This window comes from Pectobacterium aquaticum (assembly GCF_003382565.3).
Lineage (GTDB): Bacteria > Pseudomonadota > Gammaproteobacteria > Enterobacterales > Enterobacteriaceae > Pectobacterium > Pectobacterium aquaticum.
The window spans coordinates 1,283,206-1,302,623 of record NZ_CP086253.1 but is presented as its reverse complement, the minus strand read 5'-3'; the positions used below and the strand labels follow the sequence as shown (position 1 = coordinate 1,302,623).

The window sequence follows — 19,418 nt, the reverse complement described above, 5'->3', positions numbered from 1 at the left end:
CCCTTTCGATGACGAACTCCCCTAGCTTCGGCACTTTTTTGTTGGCTACTCTTTTTTGCCGGTTACTGTGTCAGAGTGCACACGGCGGTGCAATGCGTTATTCACCGTCGCTTGCGATGGCCCGCAGGGTGGCGGCAAGGGATGGCACGCCATAAAAAAACGTAGGGAACGTTTTTCAACGTCGCTTGCGACGGCCCGTAAGGGTGGCGGCCAAGGATGGCACGCCATAAAAAAACGTAGGGAACGTTTTTCAACGTCGCTTGCGACGGCCCGTAAGGGTGGCGGCCAAGGATGGCACGCCATAAAAAAACGTAGGGAACGTTTTTCAACGTCGCTTGCGACGGCCCGTAAGGGTGGCGGCCAAGGATGGCACGCCATAAAAAAACGTAGGGAACGTTTTTCAACGTCGCTTGCGACGGCCCGTAAGGGTGGCGGCCAAGGATGGCCGCCATAAAAAACGCCAGCACTCAGGCTGGCGTTTGGGAAGTGTTCCGACAGTGATGTCAGAGAAAATGCCGAATTATGCGTAAACTGGGAAGCGGGCGCAGATATCCAGAACTTTCTGTTTCACACGTTCAATGGTCGCTTCGTCGTTGATGTTGTCTAACACATCACAGATCCAGCCAGCCAGTTCACGCACTTCCGCTTCTTTAAAGCCGCGACGGGTTGCCGCTGGCGTGCCGATACGGATACCAGAAGTCACAAACGGGCTCTTCGGATCGTTAGGCACGCTGTTTTTGTTCACGGTGATATTTGCACGGCCCAGCGCAGCATCCGCTTCTTTACCGGTCAGGTTTTTGCTCACCAGATCTAGCAGGAACAGGTGGTTACTGGTTGCACCAGAAACGACGTTAAAACCACGCGACAGGAAAACTTCAACCATTGCTTTGGCGTTTTTCGCGACCTGCTGCTGATAAACCTTGAATTCAGGCTCCATTGCTTCTTTCAGCGCCACCGCTTTACCCGCGATAACGTGCATCAACGGGCCGCCCTGACCACCAGGGAAAACAGCTGAGTTCAGTTTTTTGTACAGCTCTTCGTCGCCGCCTTTCGCCAGAATCAGGCCACCGCGTGGGCCAGCCAGCGTTTTGTGCGTGGTGGTGGTCACGATGTGGGCATGAGGAACTGGGTTAGGGTAAACATCGGCTGCAATCAGACCGGCAACGTGCGCCATATCAACAAACAGGTAAGCACCGATGCTGTCAGCGATTTCGCGCATCTTCGCCCAGTCAACCACGCCAGAGTAAGCGGAGAAACCGCCAACGATCATTTTTGGCTTATGCGTACGCGCCAGTTCAGCCATTTCGTCGTAGTCGATCTTGCCGCTTTCGTCGATGCCGTAAGGAATGACGTTATACAGTTTGCCCGACAGGTTAACCGGAGAACCGTGCGTCAGGTGACCACCGTGTGCCAGGTTCATACCCAGAATGGTGTCGCCCGGCTGCAGCAGCGCGGTGTAAACGGCAAAGTTCGCCTGAGAGCCGGAGTGCGGCTGCACGTTGGCATAATCTGCACCGAACAGCGCTTTCGCACGGTCGATCGCCAGTTGCTCAACGATATCAACATACTCACAGCCACCGTAGTAACGTTTGCCCGGATAACCTTCAGCATACTTGTTCGTCAGCTGAGACCCTTGAGCCTGCATAACGCGTGGGCTGGTGTAGTTTTCTGACGCAATCAGTTCAATGTGCTCTTCCTGACGCACCACTTCTTGCTCCATTGCTTGCCACAGGTCGGCATCATAATCGGCAATGTTCATTTCACGCTTTAACATCCGGATCTCCTGACTCAGCTAACATAAATATACTGGGAATTAATGGCCCATTTGGGAATTGGGCTACCCTTTTGGCGAATGGCGTATAGTGTAAACCGTTTTTCCCTAATGAAGATAGGTCTTGACAGAGGTTTTTACGCAAACGATTAGCTACAGGCAGCACAAGGCTTCAGCAAACATCTGTTGCGCAGTGGTAAACGGATTTTTCTTCATTCTCAACCTGCTATTTCTTCATGTTATTCCCTTTGGCTCCGCCTAAAAACCCCTACCACCAAAAAGGTAATTTACAGCAGCGGACAAACTCAATAAGATGCATATAAAATACAACTTATAAGTCATGCCAATAAATAAGGAGTCACCATGCTGGATAACCAAACTATCGCCATCGTTAAGTCAACCATTCCTCTGCTGGCGGAAACCGGCCCGAAACTGACCGCACATTTTTACGATCGCATGTTTACGCATAACCCTGAGCTCAAAGATATTTTTAACATGAGCAACCAGCGCAATGGCGATCAGCGTGAAGCGCTGTTCAATGCCATTTGTGCTTATGCAACGAATATTGAAAACCTGGCCGCGCTGCTGCCTGCGGTTGAGCGCATCGCCCAGAAGCATGCCAGCTTTAACATTCAGGCCGATCAGTATCAGATCGTCGGTAATCATTTATTGGCCACGCTGGATGAACTGTTTAGCCCCGGTCAGGACATACTGGATGCCTGGGGTAAAGCCTATGGCGTGCTGGCGAATGTCTTCATCCAGCGCGAAGGCGATATCTACCGCAGCACCGAAGCGAAAAACGGCGGCTGGAGCGGTGTGCGACCTTTCCGTATTGTGAACAAGCAGCCGCAGAGCTCGGTGATTACCAGCTTCACGTTGGAACCCACCGACGGCCAGCCTATTGCGGATTTTCAGCCGGGCCAATATCTGGCGGTTTACATCAAGCATGACAGTTTTGCCAATCAGGAGATTCGCCAATACTCTCTGACGCATGCGCCGAATGGAAAGTCCTACCGAATTGCGGTTAAACGCGAAGCACAGGGCACCGTTTCCGGCTATCTGCATGATACCGCGCGTGAAGGCGACATCATTCATCTGGCGGCGCCGCATGGCGATTTCTTCCTTGATATCCCCGCTGCTACGCCGGTTGCCCTGATTTCCGGCGGCGTGGGGCAAACCCCGATGCTGGGCATGTTGCATACGCTCAAGCAGCAGGATCATCAGGCGAAGGTGTTATGGCTGCACGCAGCAGAAAATGGCACAGCGCATGCGTTTGCGGATGAAATCAAACAAACAGGCCAATCACTACCACAGTTCCAGCATCACATTTGGTATCGGGAACCGCAGCAGGCCGATCGCTTGCGAGAAGATTATCATCACAGCGGGCTAATGCAGTTGGCCTCGTTAAAAGAGGAATTAACCACGCCTGATATGCACTATTACCTGTGCGGCCCTGTGGTTTTCATGCAGTTTATCGCACAGCAGTTGCTGGCGATGGGTATCCCCGCTGAGCAACTGCATTACGAATGTTTTGGTCCACATAAAGTCGTCTAACCCTTATTGGTGACGGATCAAACCCAAAGGCCGCTTTTGCGGCCTTTTTTTCATCTTTCAGAAAACCACCAGAACATACCCTAAATAATTCAAGTTGCGTGAAGGCGGCAACTGCACGAATCCCCAGGAGCTTACTCAGGTAAGTGACTGGGGTGAGTAAGGGCGGCCAACGCGCAAGCAGCTTGAAGTATGACGGGTATAAAACAGCTTATTGATCACAAATCTCTATGCCAATACGGCAGTGCTCCGCTAAAAAAGAGGTGGGTCACAAAAAACAAGACATTATTAAAATAACATTTCACTTTTAATGAATGGTTATTTCACCAAACAAGCTTCGTTTAGGCATCGCCCTTGAATCGGCTTGGGTGCACAATAAAAGCCCGACGTTCTCGCTAAAGGCCGTGATAAGAGCGATAAAAAAACAGCGACCTTCCTTTGATAACGCCTGGGTTCATTAACCGTTTTCGACTAACCAACAAGGGATATGTCTGACCATGGCAAAACGTTTTTCAGAAAGTGTAGCTTTAGCTCTGATACTTTCCGCCCCTTTCACACTGGTACACGCTAAAACGCCCGCCGCGGCACACCAGACCACCGCACCGGACAGCGTTAACTTACTGTCCGGTTCAACGCTGGGTGAAAAAACCGGCTTATCCGGTCATGTCACTGTACGGAATATTCATCTGCCTGCCACCATCATTATCAGAGATCAGCAGGGACAGAAGAGGCAGACACAGACGGATGAGCAAGGAAAATATCACCTTGATATCTCTGGCCTCACACCGCCGTTACGTCTTTTAGCGGTCGAATCTGGCGGCAATAACTGCCTGCTAAATAATATTTCTCGTGCAATTTGCCTGTCTGCTGTCGCCCCATCATTGCATGACGGTAAAGAGAATATTGCCAATATCAACCCGTTGACTGACCGCATTACCTCAGATATTGCGGTGGCAGCAGGCTACATTGGTCCACAGCAGCTAACGGACGACACGGCATCACCGAAGCTGGACGCCGCCGCATGGAAAAAAGCCTACGCCGATTTTCATGCAGGCTTTAATGACGCGCTAAAACAGGTGGGCGTCAGTGCGCCCAAGCGTTTCGATCCTCTGACTTACCCCGCGACTCAGCAGGATGCCGTCACCAAAATCGTCAGCGTCATTAACCATAACCGCAATTATCACAACAATACGGGTTACTCCGGCCACACCGTGCTGACTGACAGCGCATTTCACCCGATTGTTGGCCTGAATGACAAAGGCGACTATGAACCACTGGATTATCGCGCTGCACGTCAGAATCTGGATGCGATTAAGCAAGCACAAACTCGAATCTTTATCGTCGGCGACTCGACAGCCGCCACCTATGAAAAGGGGCGCTTCCCTCGCATGGGCTGGGGACAGGTTTTTGAACAACAGTTCAGTAAAAATAGCGGTGTGAAAGTCGTCAATGGCGCACGTTCAGGCCGTAGCTCACGCGACTATTTCTACGAAGGCTGGTTCCGCCAGATGCAGCCGCTGATGAAGGAAGGTGATTTCCTGTTTATCCAAATGGGACACAACGATCAAAACTGCAACGGGGCGAAAGCGGTACGTGGCCCGGCGGATGTCGCTAACCTCTGTACTTACCCGAACGATGTCGCAGGGAAAAAGCAGGCCCCGCAGGGGAAAGCCGATATGTCGTTCCAGACATCGCTGGAGCGCTACATCACTTTTGCCCGCCAGCACAAACTCACACCAGTTCTGCTTACCCCGACCACCCGAGTGAAAACAGCTGAAGGCAAAGATGGCACGCCAGCGGTACATAGCCACTTCACCAAGCAAAATGCAGATAACGGCTACGCGTTCATCGGCGATTACAGTCAGACCATCAAGAATACGGCAGTAGATAACAAGGTAATTTTACTGGACGTTGAGCCAGCCACTATCGCGCTGGCGAATCAGGGCAACAGCGACCACTGGAAACAGTACTGGCTGGTGATCGATCCTAAGCAATACCCTTTTTATCGCGATCAGGCGGGTAGCCTGAGCAAACCAGATACCACCCATTTTCAGAAAAAAGGCGCTATCGCCGTGGCAGGGATTGTCGCTGATGCCATTCGGCAGGAACCCGCTTTAGCGTCGCTGGCAGAAAAAACGGCCAGCAAACACAAGTAGTTATCAGTCAGGTAAAACGATAAGACCGAATCGCGCGCGGTGTACTTCACCGCCGCACGTGATGTACCCTTCCCTATACCAATTAAAGGACTATGGACATGATAGACACTTCACACCTCTGCAAGACGCTGACCTTAGCCATGCTAATTTCCGCCCCTTTGTCGTTAGCACAGGCAGCCGACTACAATGCGCTGGTTTCCGCCAACTCAGAGGACGCCAAGGCCTACAAAACTATTACTGAAGCGATTGCCAGCGCCCCGGCGGACAGTTCGCCATTTGTTATCTATGTGAAAAATGGTGTCTACCATGAGCGCCTGACGATTACGCGCCCCAACATTCATCTAAAGGGAGAAAGCCGTAACGGCACCGTGATCGCGGCAAACACCGCAGCCGGGACGCTCAAACCCGATGGCAGCAAATGGGGAACTTACGGCAGCAACACGGTGAAAGTCGATGCGCCTGACTTCAGTGCCCGTTCGCTGACCATCCGCAATGATTTCGATTACCCCGCCAATCAGGCTAAAGCCAGCGACGATCCAACTAAACTAAAAGACTCGCAGGCCGTTGCACTGCTGGTTGCCGAAAATAGCGATCGTGCATGGTTTCATGATGTCAGCCTGGTCGGGTACCAGGACACGTTATATGTGAAAGGCGGACGCAGCTTCTTCTCACAATGCCGAATCAGCGGAACCGTTGACTTCATCTTTGGCGACGGCACTGCATTATTTGACAATTGCGACATTGTCTCACGCAACCGTACCGATGTGAAAGGTCAGCCGCTTGGCTATCTCACCGCACCCAGCACGGATATTAAGCAAAAATATGGATTGGTCATTACCAATAGCCGAGTGATTAAAGAGAAAGACGTCCCCGCAAAAAGTTATGGACTGGGTCGACCTTGGCACCCAACAACGACCTTTCCAGATGGACGCTATGCCAATCCTAACGCCATCGGGCAAACGGTGTTCCTGAACACCAGCATGGATGATCATATCTATGGCTGGGACAAAATGTCCGGTAAAGATAAACAAGGTGCGACAATCTGGTTCTATCCACAGGATTCGCGCTTTTTCGAGTATAAATCCAAAGGCGCAGGTGCAGAGAAAAACGATCAGCGCCGTCAGCTAAGCAATGCGGAAGCAGCAGAATACACCGCAGACAAGGTATTGGCGGGTTGGGTGCCTACCGCGCCCAAAGGGAAGTAAATGTGATGAAGCCAGCCTGATTGACAAAGGCTGGCTTCTAGGCGGTATTGGCGGGGAAGCGAACGATTAAATCGCTTCTTCGTCTTCTTCACCGGTACGGATACGGACAACACGCGCCACATCAAAGACGAAGATTTTACCGTCGCCGATTTTACCCGTCTGCGCGGTCTGCGTGATGGTTTCCACGCAGGTATCAACGATGTCATCTGACACGACAATTTCGATTTTTACTTTTGGCAGAAAATCGACCATGTATTCTGCGCCACGATACAGCTCGGTGTGGCCTTTCTGACGACCAAAGCCTTTAACTTCCGTTACCGTCATCCCTGTGATGCCCACTTCAGCTAACGCTTCACGCACATCGTCCAGTTTGAACGGCTTAATAATCGCATCAATTTTCTTCATGGAGGAACCTTTGTGTTATCTATGTTGCGGCCAAAGCCGAGCATCAGCAAGTGGACAGCATGTCAGAACTCAGGCGGACAATCTACACCCGCACGGCTCTCTCAGCGCTAGTCTTTAAAATCGTTGGCATCCAGCTCGTGGCGGCCCAACAGTTTATAAAATTCCGTTCGGTTACGCCCGGCCATTCGCGCGGCCTGCGTCACGTTACCTTTTGCGATCTGTAATAGTTTTCGCAAATAGTTAAGCTCAAACTGATGTCGTGCTTCAACAAACGTTGGCAGGGCAGTGTTTTCACCTTCCAGCGCCTGCTCAACCAGCGCATCGCTGATAACCGGTGCACTGGTCAGCGCCACACACTGTTCGATGACATTCACCAGTTGACGCACGTTACCCGGCCAGCTTGCCGTCATCAAGCGCTTCATTGCATCGGTTGAGAAAGTGCGCACAAAAGGCTTGTGGCGATTGGCGGATTCACGCAGCAGATGGTTTGCCAGCATCGGAATATCTTCGGCACGTTCATGCAGCGCTGGCAGCTTCATATTTACCACATTGAGCCGATAATAGAGATCTTCGCGGAATTCGCTCTTCTCCATCGCCTTCGGCAAATCACGGTGTGTGGCGGAAATAATCCGCACATCAATGTCCAAATCGCGGTTGCTACCCAGCGGGCGGACTTTTCGCTCCTGCAGAACACGCAGCAGCTTAACCTGTAAGGACAGCGGCATATCGCCGATTTCATCTAAAAACAGCGTGCCGCCTTCTGCTGCCTGAAAAAGCCCTTCACGGCTGCTAACCGCACCGGTAAAGGCTCCTTTCGCATGGCCGAACAGCTCCGATTCTAGCAATGGCTCCGGCAGCGCGCCGCAGTTAATCGCAATAAAGGCGTTCTTTGCTCGCGGGCTTGCTGCATGAATCGCCTGAGCCAGCACCTCTTTCCCAGTCCCGCTCTGACCGTTAATCAGCACGCTGACGTCCGACTGCGCGACCATTCTGGCCTGCTCCAGCAGACGCAGCATAATCGGGCTGCGCGTCACGATGGTTTCACGCCAGCTTTCATCGCCTGCGGGGGCGGACAATGCCAGCGCTTCGTCTATCGCTTTGTAGAGCGCATCGCGGTCAACGGGCTTCGTCAGGAAGCTGAATACGCCCTGCTGCGTAGCCGCGACCGCGTCGGGAATGGAACCGTGAGCGGTCAAAATGATCACTGGCATCCCTGGCTGATAACGCTGTATTTCGGCAAACAGCGCCATGCCATCCATTTCATCCATACGAAGATCGCTGATCACCAGATCGAACGTCTCGCGTGTTAACAGCCGCAGCGCCTCCTGGCCGCTCTCCGCCGTCATCACGCTAAATCCTTCACTGGTCAGACGCATGCCCAAGAGTTTCAGCAGGCTGGGGTCATCATCCACGAGCAACAAACTCGCCGTTTTTCGGGCTGTCATTGTCTTGTTGACTCCTTCGTTGCCGAATTGCGCGAACCGTCTTTATTTGCACTACCGCTATTCACACCGGAGCTACCGCGACGATCGCCGTAGTTATCCGGCATTTCCCCCGACAGTTGCTTACGAGACGACAGTTGACGCTCAATATCCGTCAAATTTTCCAGTTTCTGCGTGGTCGTTTCTAACTGATATTGCAGGTGACTTTGCTGGACACGCAGGGCATCTAGCTGTTTGTCGCTGGATTCCTGCAAACGCTTATAGCGCAGGCGTTCATCCGATAGCGCCAGAAACAGCGTTTGTCTGTCACGCCAGGTTTGCATCAGCGGGCGCAGCGCCGCTGGGAAAGCAAGACGATATAAATTAATCAGTTCCAGCACCTGACGGCGTTCAGCCTGAGTAATACCAGCATTATCCAGCAGAATGCCTTGCTTAAACACGCTGTCCCAGCTATCAGCCGCAACCTGCCCAGCTTCTTCACGGGCTTGGAACGGCGTCAAACGCCCTGCGCAGTCCATCGCCCGCAGCCAATAAAGCGCGTTGTTCATGGATTCACGATCGTCTATCTTCCACAGATGCTCGCATGGCGCGATACGGAAATCGGCAACCTGCTCTTTCGGCGGTATCGCCTCTGCCTCAAGCAACGCCGAGCCGCTGCTCACATGGCTATTACACGCGGCCAAAACGAGCGGTGACGACATGACCACCACTTTCAACAGACGGAAAAATCCTCTACTCGCCGGCCATCCCTTCATAAATCCTACATTCATTATTTATTCATTCTCGGACTTTATTCATTATCGGACAATAAGGGCAGCTCAATGCGGAAACACACATCAGCATAGTCCACGGTAATTAAGCTAAGCTCACCACGCATACGACGAATGCAATCACGCGCAATGCTCAATCCCAACCCACTCCCCTTGACTGCGCCACGGCGCTGATGGCTGCCCTGATAAAAGGGCTCAAAAATCATGCTCCGCTCGGCATCGGGAATGGGCGTACCACTGTTGGCAACATCAATCTGAACGCGATTGCCAATCTGACGGCTATAAATCCAAATGTTACCGGATTCCTTACCGTAGTGCACCGCATTGGAATAGAGATTATCGATCACTCGCATCAATAGCGTCGTTTCCGCCCAACAGTGCTCAACGGCCAGCGTCACATCGGTGTAAATCATTTTGGCACGGGCGGGCAAGCTGTGAGAGGCCACGACAATATCAACGATTTCTTCGATTTCAACCCGCTCCAGCTCGGTCGGCGTATCCGCCAGCTTGCGATTATAGTCCAGCAGTTGATCGATCAGCTGTAGCAGGTGGCGGCTGCTGCTATCAAGAATAGCGACGACCTCTTTCTGATCGGTAGTCAGCGGACCAACCACTTCATCGGCCAGCAATTCAGTGCCTTCCCGCAGGCTAGCCAGCGGTGTTTTCAGTTCGTGGGAGATATGGCGTAAAAACTCATGTCGCTGCGACTCCAGCCAGGACAGACGCTCGCTCAGCCAGATAATGCGCTGCGCCAGCGTCCGAATTTCACGTGGCCCTTTAAAGGTACTGGTATTGCCCAGCGAGCGCCCTTCCCCCAGGCGGTTAATCATTCGTTCGACGCCATTAACGGGGCCGATAATCATCCGAGTAAAGAGAACCACCAGCAGCACGCTGACCAGAAACAAGAGCAGCGCCTGCCAGCCAAAGAACTGACCGCGTTCAGAAATAGCCTGCTGAAGCTGCTGCCCACGGGAGAAAACGACGTCACGCGTCATCTGCACCATCTGCCCGTTAGCGCGGGAGAACCCTTCCAGCAGGCTAGATGCCGTTTGTTCCGGGCCGCTATTATGGCAGCGTATTTCGCCGAGCTGAGTAAGGAGTTGACGCAGCGTCTGGTAATAACGGGGATCGGGCAGGACCTGCGCGTGAGAATCCAGCATTTGCAAATACTGTTTACGCTGATTCTGATAAAGCGTCGCCAGCGTCTGATCGTCCAATACGCAGTATTGGCGGTAGCTACGCTCCATCGCCAGCGCGACGCTGGTCATTGCCTCACTGCGCCGGGCATCCGTCAGCGTTGTCCGGTTAATCTCCGCCGCCTGTTCGCTCAACATGTTCAGGCTTTGATAAGCCTGATAGGCCAACACCAACAGCGGCAGCAAAACCAACAAGAACGCCATAATTACTAATTGCCGCAGGGAACGCGGGAATAAACGCCATCGTTTCAAAGAAATCATCTCGTTACCTATCGAATCCGCTCTGATGCTAACTGAGTCTTATAAAACTTCAATGTTTTCCCTTGCGGCATGCGCAACGCTTCGCAATACGGTATGAATATCCATGTAACGACGTAAAAAAGTAACGTCGTAAAAAGTAGCGCCGTAAAAAGCAATCAGGGAGATTCTCTGGGGGAGAGGCGGCGGGTATGAAACGTCACGCGGCCAGAAAAATCGCTCCCTCTGGCCGCGTAACTGAATAGGCGGTGCCTCACTCAACGTGTCGCCCGATGCTTGATAACGTTCGTTTTCACGCCCTGTTATCGGTCTGGTGGACGATAGGCACCCTTTCTTTTGGCATCATTCCAGATGTTATGAGCGAAAATGTTTGCCAGTTAGCAACGCAATCATAACCAGTTGAATGAGCAACGCTTATTAATAGCATTTAGCATGCCAATTTTAAAAAATTAAAATCAAAATACTGATTATTAACGATTTTTATTTTAATCATCGCTAAGAAAGACATAATCCAGAATACAAATAACGAAAATACTCGTAAAAGAGACGCTTTATGTCGCTAAAAACAGACAGCTTTATGACATCATCACACCATTCATATAAATCAAACAGTTAAACGTCACCAATTAGAGACACTGAAAAGTTTGTTCGTCGCAAAAAAACGACAAACTGAGAAAACAGACGTAAAAAAGATATCTTCTTGACCAACGCACCAAAAAAGAAACCCCTTTCGGGGCTTCATTTAGCAGACTTTATGTTGGGTTTTCTTTGGCTGGGCACCAAAGACGGAAGCTCGTTTAACCTTCAAGCTGTCATCAACAGCAACATAGCGACCATTAACTATTTTAATTTCGCCGGATGCAAGTTTGTCTCTCACATCTCGTCCCACAGCTGCCTGCAAGTGCTTAGCCATTTCAAGCGAGAGACGCTCTACCGCAGCATTGTGCAAATTAGTAACTTTCAGTTGTGACGACATAGCTTCTTCCTCCAGCATCAACATCTGTGTATGCATTCCATCCAACAAACTTGCCGAATAGCATACCTTTTCGGTGCCCCTGAAGACCGAGAGCACGAGAATAAATGACTGCCAGATCGGTACCCCGTTCATGTTCACGGTCTTCAGCTGCGCTGAAAACATAAACACCTGCGTTACAAATAGTATAATGGTCATAAATTATACTTGCAACGTTGAACAGCACACGCCCTCCCGCTAATCCTTCGAGCTGAACGTGCCTAAAGCCAAGGAGCTCATCTGTTATTGGATCAATGGCATCAAACAAAACCACCCATACCCCTGAGTTAAGCGGGAAGTCGAATCGGGGGAATGCATGCTGTAAATTAATTTGCTTCGCTTCCAGATCAGCGGAAGTTGATAGTTCTTGAAAACCGACACCATACAACTTGCCGCATAAAATAAATTTGCGGTAAACCATTCCATTTTGGTATTCGTCGTTGAACGGATCTAGCCACTGAATCGGGTTGTCCATATTGCCTATCCTTGTGCAATATATACAGATTATTCAAATAGATAAAAATCACCTTGGCAATTTCGCTATGCAAAGCAGGAGAATTACCATAATTTTTTTAAAACTTAAAATATGCAACATGATTCCACCTCAAATAAGAATGGAATCATGGATTGCCCGCGCTATGCTTATCTAAATTGCCTATGCGCAGTGGTTTTGATTTGACCAACGCTGCTGAGAATAACCATAGAATATCAGTGACCTCAGCCTAACATTTGCCAACATCAGCCCCTTTCTCTGGCTGACCTTAACTTAGCCCAGCTGTCTACGCGCGTTGCGGAACATACGCATCCACGGACCATCCTCGCCCCATTCTTCTGGGTGCCAGGAGTTACTGACGGTACGGAACACGCGTTCAGGGTGTGGCATCATGACGGTTGCCCGACCACTGGTGCTGGTGACTGCCGTAATACCGTTTGGCGAACCATTCGGGTTAGCTGGATAGTTCTCGGTTACCTGACCGTAGTGGTTGATATAACGCAGCGCCACCAGACCGTGTTCTTCAATCGCCGCCAGATGGGCATCGTCGCGAACTTCAACCTGACCTTCACCGTGTGAAACGGCAATTGGCATGCGCGATCCGGCCATATCATTCATGAACAGCGACGGGCTTTTCTCCACTTCGACCAGGCTGAAGCGCGCTTCAAAGCGATCGGATTTATTGCGGACAAAACGCGGCCAGAGATCGGCGCCCGGAATCAGCTCACGCAGGTTGGACATCATCTGGCAACCGTTACATACGCCTAGTGCCAGCGTATGTGGACGCAGGAAGAATTCAGCGAATTCATCACGTACGCGAGAGTTGAACAGAATGGATTTAGCCCAGCCTTCACCCGCGCCCAGCACGTCACCATAAGAGAAGCCGCCACACGCCACCAGCGCCTGGAAATCCTGCAAGTTACGGCGATTCGCCAGCAGGTCACTCATATGGATGTCGATGGCATCAAAGCCCGCACGATCGAACGCCGCCGCCATTTCGACATGAGAGTTCACACCCTGCTCACGCAGGACCGCCACTTTAGGGCGGACATTCTTAGCGATATAAGGTGCAGCGATATCGTCCTTCGGATCGAAGGTCAGCGACACGTTCAAGCCAGGATCGTTATCATCCTGTCTGGCGATATGTTCCTGATCGGCACACTGCGGGTTATCACGCAGGCGCTGCATCTGCCAGCTGGTTTCAGCCCACCAGCGACGCAGCGTTGAACGGTTTTCCTGATAGATCGCTTCTGCACCCTGATTGATGGTGAAACGCGTGCCTTCTTCAGCATGACCGAGGTAATGCACGCAGTCCGCCAAACCGTGCAGCGCCAGAACCGCTTCCACTTCCGCACGACGGGCAGCAGGAATCTGAATGACTGCGCCAAGCTCTTCGTTAAACAGCGTCGCCAGCGTATCCTCGCCCTGAGACGCGATATCAACAGTCACGCCGCAATGGCCAGCAAACGCCATCTCTGCCAGCGTAACCAGCAGGCCGCCGTCTGAACGGTCGTGGTAGGCCAGAAGCGCTTTGTCCGCGACCAGTTGCTGTATGGCGTTAAAGAAGCCTGCCAGTTGCTCTGGGCTATGCACATCTGCCGTCTTACGACCCAACTGACGATAAACCTGCGCCAGCGCTGTCGCGCCCAGTGCTTTATTGCCTGCACCCAGATCGATGAGCAGTAGCGCATTATCCTGTCCGGTACGCAGCTGTGGCGTTACCGTGTTACGCACGTCTTCCACACGGGCAAACGCAGAGATCACCAGCGACATCGGCGAGGTTACCGCGCGATCTTCGCCCTCTTCCTGCCAGCGGGTTTTCATCGACATAGAGTCTTTACCCACCGGAATCGTCAGACCCAGCGCTGGGCACAGTTCCTCACCCACGGCTTTCACCGCATCGTACAGGCCGGCATCTTCGCCTGGGTGGCCTGCTGCTGCCATCCAGTTAGCGGACAGCTTCACGCGAGTCAGCGGGCCAATATGCGTGGCCGCAATGTTCGTCAGCGCCTCACCCACCGCCAAACGCGCGGAGGCCGCAAAGTTACGCAGCGCAACGGGCGCACGTTCACCGATAGACATGGCCTCGCCGTAATAGCTATCAAGGCTGGCGGTGGTCACCGCACAGTCAGCCACCGGCACCTGCCACGGACCGACCATCTGATCGCGTGCCACCATACCAGTCACAGAGCGGTCACCAATGGTGATCAGGAAGGTTTTTTCGGCGACAACAGGCAAATGCAGCACGCGCTCGACCGCTTCTGCCAGATAGATTTCATCACGCTGTAGCGGCGTGCCTTCTACCTGCTTGCGCTCAACGTCACGCAGCATCTTCGGCGTTTTGCCCAGCAGCACATCCAGCGGTAAGTCAATAGGTTGGTTGTTGAAGTGACGATCGTTCATCGTCAGATGCAGTTCTTCCGTCGCCTCACCAATCACCGCATAAGGCGCACGTTCACGGCGGCAAATTTCATCAAACTGTGCCAACTGCTCTGGCGCAACGGCCAGAACGTAGCGCTCCTGCGATTCATTACACCAGACTTCCAGCGGGCTCATGCCCGGCTCGTCGTTCAGAATATCACGCAGTTCAAAGCGACCGCCGCGGCCACCGTCGCTCACCAGTTCCGGCATGGCGTTAGACAGACCGCCCGCGCCAACATCGTGGATGAACAGAATCGGGTTGGCTTCACCCAATTGCCAGCAGCGGTCGATCACTTCCTGACAGCGGCGCTCCATTTCTGGGTTATCGCGCTGTACAGAAGCAAAATCCAGATCCGCATCAGACTGACCCGATGCCATAGAAGAGGCGGCACCGCCGCCCAGACCGATATTCATGGACGGTCCGCCCAGTACAATCAGTTTGGCACCGACGCTAATTTCGCCTTTTTTGACGTGATCGGCGCGGATGTTACCAATGCCGCCCGCCAGCATGATCGGTTTATGGTAGCCACGCAGTTCTGTGCCATTGTGGCTATCAACACGCTCTTCATACGTACGGAAATAGCCCGTTAGTGCAGGACGGCCGAATTCGTTATTGAATGCCGCGCCGCCCAATGGGCCTTCGGTCATGATATCCAGCGCGCTGACAATACGCTCTGGCTTGCCGAACTCTTCTTCTTCCCACGGCTGGACAAAGCCAGGAATGCGCAGGTTCGATACAGAGAAACCCACCAAACCGGCTTTTGGCTTGGAGCCACGGCCTGTCGCGCCTTCGTCACGGATTTCACCACCGGATCCCGTTGCTGCGCCCGGCCACGGTGAAATGGCGGTTGGGTGGTTATGCGTTTCAACCTTCATCAGGATATGAGCATCTTCCTGATGGTAAGTATATTGCCCGTTGGGATCGGTGTAGAAACGGCCGACGGCGGAACCTTCCATGACGGCGGCGTTATCTTTATAGGCAGAGAGAACGTGATCGGGAGTGTGTTCAAAGGTGTTTTTGATCATTTTGAACAGTGACTTCGGCTGAGTAACGCCGTCGATCACCCAATCAGCGTTGAAAATCTTGTGGCGGCAGTGTTCAGAGTTCGCCTGGGCGAACATATACAGTTCGATATCGTTAGGATTGCGGCCCAGTTTGGTGAAGGCTTCCAGCAGATAGTCAATTTCATCTTCTGCCAATGCCAGTCCCAGACGGATGTTCGCCTCTTCCAGTGCCTGACGTCCTTGCAGCAGAATTTCGATACGCTTGAAAGGAGCAGGTTGATGATGAGAGAACAGCGCTTCAGCCTGTTTCAGGTCGCTAAATACGCTTTCCATCATCCGGTCATGCAGCAGTGCCCCCAGTTGCTGCCACTGTTCATCGCTCAGCGTCGGCGCATGAATATAGAAAGCCAGACCACGCTCCAGACGCAGTACTTTGCTTAACCCACAGTTATGGGCGATATCCGTTGCTTTGGAAGACCACGGCGAAATGGTGCCGGGGCGCGGCGTGACCAGTAACAGATGGCCTTGCGGCTCGTGCTCCGCGAGAGAAGGACCATACTTCAGCAAACGTGTCAGTTTGGCCTGTTCATCGTTGTTCAACGGGGCGCTGACATCGGCGAAATGTACGTATTCAGCATAGATATCGCTGACCGGCAAAACGTGCTCTTTGCAGCGGACCAGCAATTTATTAATACGAAAAGCCGATAAAGCAGGTGAACCACGCAGTATTTCCATAATCTAAAGTTCTCTCGTCTTCGATGCACTGGCTGCGATACAGCCATGGGGCACAACAGGGGGGAAACACGCATATTATAGAGAATCCTTCCCTCGGACGAAACCGTTTGCGTGGCGATAATTTCACTTCGCGTCCGGCGAATGATTAATCGGTGACCAAATCAATAAAAGTTGCACACTGGCGGTTTGTTAAGCAAAATGCCCCCACTCTGGGAAATGACGTATAAAAAAACTGCCGTTACAGACAGCCTGGCCACACGGCCGCCGAGAGATAACTATTTGAAGCCGTTAAAATTAAATTATTTTTTCATCGGGATTATCACGTTACTGCTGGCGTTAGCGCTATGGCCTAGTATTCCCTGGCGCAGTAGTCAGGATGTACAGCTCAGGCAGATCCTCTCACGCGGTGAGTTGCGTATCAGCACAATCAACTCACCGCTGACTTATGCCGTGAGCAACGGATCCCCGACAGGTCTGGACTATGAACTGGCAAAACGGTTCGCCGATTACCTCGGCGTCAAGCTGGTGGTCTCGTCACGCAAGAACCTTGACGAACTGTTCGACGATCTGGACGGTGACGATGCCGACCTGCTGGCAGCTGGGCTGATCTACAACCACGAGCGTCTGGAACGTTTCCGTGCCGGCCCAACCTACTATTCCATTTCACAACAGATGGTGTACCGCCTCGGTTCACCCCGTCCAAAAACGCTGGATAAACTGCAAGGCCGCCTCGTCGTCACATCCGGTTCCGCCCACGCCGCTACCCTGCGCGATCTAAAAGCAGAAAAATACCCGCAGCTAAGCTGGGAATCGGCTTCCGATCAGAGCACGCAGGACTTACTGAAGCAGGTTGCCGACGGCAAACTGGACTATACGCTGGGTGATTCGGTCACCATCGGCTTAATGCAGCGAATTCATCCGCAGCTCGCCGTCACCTTCGATCTCAGCGACGAAGAGCCGGTTACCTGGTATATGCGACGCTCACACGATGACAGCCTGTCCGCCGCGCTGCTGGATTTCTTCAGCCAGATTGTCGAAGACGGTACGCTCGCGCGTTTGGAGGAGAAGTATCTCGGCCACGTTGGCGAATTTGATTATGTCGATACCACCACGTTCCTGAGCGCGATTGATGAAACGCTGCCGGATCTGCGGCCGCTATTTGAAAAATACGCCACCGATATCGACTGGAAGCTGCTGGCTGCCATCTCCTATCAGGAGTCACACTGGAACCCGCTGGCGACCTCCCCTACCGGCGTGCGCGGGTTGATGATGCTCACGCGCAACACGGCAGAAAGCCTGAACGTCACCGATCGAGTCGACCCTGAGCAAAGTATTCGCGGCGGTGCGCAATATATGTCGCACATGATGCAGAAAATGCCGGACACCATCCCAGAAGATGAAAAAATCTGGTTTGCGCTGGCGTCTTACAATATGGGATACGCCCATCTGCTTGATGCACGTAAATTGACCGAAAAACAGAAAGGTAACCCCGACAGTTGGGTCGATGTGAAGATGCGCCTGCCGATGCTAAGCCAGAAGCGCTATTACACGCAAACCACCTACGGCTACGCGCGCGGACACGAAGCCTATAACTACGTGGAAAACATTCGGCGTTATATGGTGAGTCTGGAAGGTTATCTGATAGAAAAAGAAACCAAAGCGCAGCAACAAACCCAGATCGCGAAAGGCTATCCGGCGGTTCCTATCAATAAGGTGCCGGAATAAACCTGCATAAAACGCCGCTACTCCTGCGCGGCGTTTTTCTCGCTTTTTTCTGCGGCACGCTGGGCTTTATGCTGTTCACGGCGCAGACGGAAGAACGCGCTGAGCGTTGCAGAACATTCATCAGCCAGAATGCCCGATTCAATCACGATCTGATGATTCATGCCGGGGTGGCGCAGAATGTCCACCAGCGAGCCCGCCGCCCCCGTTTTCTCATCTGACGCACCGTAAACCAAACGGCCAATACGGCTGTGTATCATCGCACCCGCACACATGATGCACGGCTCCAGCGTGACATACAGCGTTGTCTCTAGCAGGCGGTAGTTCTGCAACACCAGCCCTCCCTGCCGCAGCGCCATAATCTCAGCATGCGCGGTAGGATCGTGATGCCCAATCGGCCGGTTCCACCCCTCGCCGATCGCTTCATTATCCAGCACCAGCACCGCTCCAACCGGCACCTCGCCTTCATCCTGAGCACGCTGAGCTAGCGTTAATGCATAGCGCATCCAGTATTCATCGTTACGCAGGTTGTCCACGTTTACTCTCTCGAACATTCATATTTTGGCGGCGCATTATACCTATCTATATGAAGAGATGAAAAATCAGATGAAAGGGTGAAAAAATCATTCCAGCTGTTGCAGGCTACCTTCGGGGGTGACTCGCCAGCGGTGTTCGCAGAAATAGAGCAGTGGATTGTCCTGTTTGCTGTCGCTGTAACCGCTGTAGAGCTTGAGCGGTGCACCGAGACGCTGCTCCATCTGTGTCACTTTTTCATGTCCGAGACAGCGCAGCGTTAATACCCAGCCGCCGTAGCGGCGCGTAATCTGGCTTCCCATCAGGCGAACGCCGGGCAGAAAAGGCGAATCATGATAGACCTGTTCCACCAGCCGCTGCGGCGATCCGGTCACGAGCCAGACCTGCGCCTCGCTGTCTTCAAGATAGGTTTTCAGCCGCTGCTGAACCTGCGGAAACGGGATGACATCATGACGAAACGCGCTGACAAACTGCTTTTCCAGTTGAACCAATTCGTCTTCATCACGGCCAAACGTAATCGCCCACAGCAGCCAACTCATCGGCCATCGGGCCGCGCGACCGCGAATCAGTAGCCCCAGCCCGATAATCGGTAATAGCGAGACAACCAGAACGAGATTTAACGGCAGCCGACGAAGTAAAAAACGCAAAAAGCTGCCAAACATGTCCTGCTGATGCAACGTGCCATCCAGATCAAAAAAAACAATGCGTTGCTCTCGCTTATCACTCAAAACATTTCTCCCAA

Annotated in this window: 15 protein-coding genes; 4 read left to right on the top strand and 11 right to left on the bottom strand. The window is 52.4% G+C overall.

All coding sequences use genetic code 11. The annotated features are described in order from the left end of the window. Positions 1-101: 101 nt before the first annotated feature. A complete protein-coding gene (locus DMB82_RS06040) occupies positions 102-452 on the bottom strand; it encodes a hypothetical protein (RefSeq protein ID WP_228400051.1) in 351 nt (116 codons plus the stop codon). Positions 453-520: 68 nt separating this feature from the next. After that, entirely contained in the window at positions 521-1,774 is a 1,254-nt protein-coding gene (gene glyA, locus DMB82_RS06035; protein ID WP_010301142.1) for a serine hydroxymethyltransferase, read from the bottom strand. A gap of 360 nt (positions 1,775-2,134) precedes the next feature. Here glyA and hmpA point away from each other — a divergent pair, with 360 nt between their 5' ends. The 3 genes from hmpA to pemA all read left to right on the top strand — a co-directional run bounded on the left by hmpA (position 2,135) and on the right by pemA (position 6,683). Continuing rightward, the gene (hmpA, locus tag DMB82_RS06030) at positions 2,135-3,325 is read left to right on the top strand and encodes an NO-inducible flavohemoprotein (RefSeq protein WP_102119361.1); all 1,191 of its coding nucleotides are present in this window, start codon (positions 2,135-2,137) and stop codon (positions 3,323-3,325) included. Positions 3,326-3,819: 494 nt separating this feature from the next. Beyond that, positions 3,820-5,478, top strand: coding sequence for a pectin acetylesterase PaeY (gene paeY / locus DMB82_RS06025; RefSeq protein ID WP_116164593.1), 1,659 nt, complete (start codon positions 3,820-3,822; stop codon positions 5,476-5,478). Positions 5,479-5,576: 98 nt separating this feature from the next. Beyond that, positions 5,577-6,683 (top strand): pectinesterase PemA, encoded by a 1,107-nt coding sequence (gene pemA / locus DMB82_RS06020; protein ID WP_102119359.1) that lies wholly within the window; start codon positions 5,577-5,579, stop codon positions 6,681-6,683. Positions 6,684-6,749: 66 nt separating this feature from the next. Here the strand turns inward: pemA and glnB are convergent, their stop codons facing one another. From glnB to purL, 7 genes are all read right to left on the bottom strand, one after another. Beyond that, the gene (glnB, locus tag DMB82_RS06015) at positions 6,750-7,088 is read right to left on the bottom strand and encodes a nitrogen regulatory protein P-II (protein ID WP_005970202.1); all 339 of its coding nucleotides are present in this window, start codon (positions 7,086-7,088) and stop codon (positions 6,750-6,752) included. 107 nt (positions 7,089-7,195) lie between these two features. After that, a complete protein-coding gene (gene glrR / locus DMB82_RS06010; protein ID WP_102119358.1) occupies positions 7,196-8,533 on the bottom strand; it encodes a two-component system response regulator GlrR in 1,338 nt (445 codons plus the stop codon). Beyond that, positions 8,530-9,300 (bottom strand): two-component system QseEF-associated lipoprotein QseG, encoded by a 771-nt coding sequence (qseG, locus tag DMB82_RS06005; RefSeq protein ID WP_226888934.1) that lies wholly within the window; start codon positions 9,298-9,300, stop codon positions 8,530-8,532. Before qseG ends, glrR begins: the two co-directional genes overlap by 4 nt. Positions 9,301-9,320: 20 nt before the next feature. Further along, positions 9,321-10,757, bottom strand: coding sequence for a sensor histidine kinase (locus DMB82_RS06000; RefSeq protein WP_102119357.1), 1,437 nt, complete (start codon positions 10,755-10,757; stop codon positions 9,321-9,323). A gap of 739 nt (positions 10,758-11,496) precedes the next feature. Continuing rightward, on the bottom strand, positions 11,497-11,730 hold the full coding sequence (locus tag DMB82_RS05995; RefSeq protein ID WP_102119356.1) for a hypothetical protein: 234 nt from the start codon (positions 11,728-11,730) through the stop codon (positions 11,497-11,499). After that, a complete protein-coding gene (locus DMB82_RS05990; RefSeq protein WP_102119355.1) occupies positions 11,705-12,241 on the bottom strand; it encodes a hypothetical protein in 537 nt (178 codons plus the stop codon). Before DMB82_RS05990 ends, DMB82_RS05995 begins: the two co-directional genes overlap by 26 nt. 291 nt (positions 12,242-12,532) lie before the next feature. Next, a complete protein-coding gene (purL, locus tag DMB82_RS05985; RefSeq protein ID WP_116164591.1) occupies positions 12,533-16,420 on the bottom strand; it encodes a phosphoribosylformylglycinamidine synthase in 3,888 nt (1,295 codons plus the stop codon). A gap of 198 nt (positions 16,421-16,618) precedes the next feature. Between purL and mltF the strand changes: the two genes are divergently transcribed. Next, positions 16,619-18,145: a membrane-bound lytic murein transglycosylase MltF gene (gene mltF, locus DMB82_RS05980; RefSeq protein WP_420849734.1), complete on the top strand. Its 1,527-nt coding sequence runs from the start codon at positions 16,619-16,621 to the stop codon at positions 18,143-18,145. A gap of 17 nt (positions 18,146-18,162) precedes the next feature. On the opposite strand, the gene tadA is transcribed toward mltF, so the two are convergent. Beyond that, on the bottom strand, positions 18,163-18,696 hold the full coding sequence (tadA, locus tag DMB82_RS05975) for a tRNA adenosine(34) deaminase TadA (RefSeq protein WP_116164589.1): 534 nt from the start codon (positions 18,694-18,696) through the stop codon (positions 18,163-18,165). Between the two features lie 69 nt (positions 18,697-18,765). Continuing rightward, on the bottom strand, positions 18,766-19,404 hold the full coding sequence (gene yfhb, locus DMB82_RS05970) for a phosphatidylglycerophosphatase C (protein WP_116164587.1): 639 nt from the start codon (positions 19,402-19,404) through the stop codon (positions 18,766-18,768). Positions 19,405-19,418 lie beyond the last annotated feature (14 nt).

What these genes read in the sequence shown, in the direction of transcription:
- DMB82_RS06040 (WP_228400051.1), bottom strand. Translation starts at nt 452, where the DNA reads ATGGCGGCCATCCTTGGCCGCCACCCTTACGGGCCGTCGCAAGCGACG.
- glyA (WP_010301142.1), bottom strand. Translation starts at nt 1,774, where the DNA reads ATGTTAAAGCGTGAAATGAACATTGCCGATTATGATGCCGACCTGTGG.
- hmpA (WP_102119361.1), top strand. Translation starts at nt 2,135, where the DNA reads ATGCTGGATAACCAAACTATCGCCATCGTTAAGTCAACCATTCCTCTG.
- paeY (WP_116164593.1), top strand. Translation starts at nt 3,820, where the DNA reads ATGGCAAAACGTTTTTCAGAAAGTGTAGCTTTAGCTCTGATACTTTCC.
- pemA (WP_102119359.1), top strand. Translation starts at nt 5,577, where the DNA reads ATGATAGACACTTCACACCTCTGCAAGACGCTGACCTTAGCCATGCTA.
- glnB (WP_005970202.1), bottom strand. Translation starts at nt 7,088, where the DNA reads ATGAAGAAAATTGATGCGATTATTAAGCCGTTCAAACTGGACGATGTG.
- glrR (WP_102119358.1), bottom strand. Translation starts at nt 8,533, where the DNA reads ATGACAGCCCGAAAAACGGCGAGTTTGTTGCTCGTGGATGATGACCCC.
- qseG (WP_226888934.1), bottom strand. Translation starts at nt 9,300, where the DNA reads ATGAATGTAGGATTTATGAAGGGATGGCCGGCGAGTAGAGGATTTTTC.
- DMB82_RS06000 (WP_102119357.1), bottom strand. Translation starts at nt 10,757, where the DNA reads ATGATTTCTTTGAAACGATGGCGTTTATTCCCGCGTTCCCTGCGGCAA.
- DMB82_RS05995 (WP_102119356.1), bottom strand. Translation starts at nt 11,730, where the DNA reads ATGTCGTCACAACTGAAAGTTACTAATTTGCACAATGCTGCGGTAGAG.
- DMB82_RS05990 (WP_102119355.1), bottom strand. Translation starts at nt 12,241, where the DNA reads ATGGACAACCCGATTCAGTGGCTAGATCCGTTCAACGACGAATACCAA.
- purL (WP_116164591.1), bottom strand. Translation starts at nt 16,420, where the DNA reads ATGGAAATACTGCGTGGTTCACCTGCTTTATCGGCTTTTCGTATTAAT.
- mltF (WP_420849734.1), top strand. Translation starts at nt 16,619, where the DNA reads ATGCCCCCACTCTGGGAAATGACGTATAAAAAAACTGCCGTTACAGAC.
- tadA (WP_116164589.1), bottom strand. Translation starts at nt 18,696, where the DNA reads ATGTTCGAGAGAGTAAACGTGGACAACCTGCGTAACGATGAATACTGG.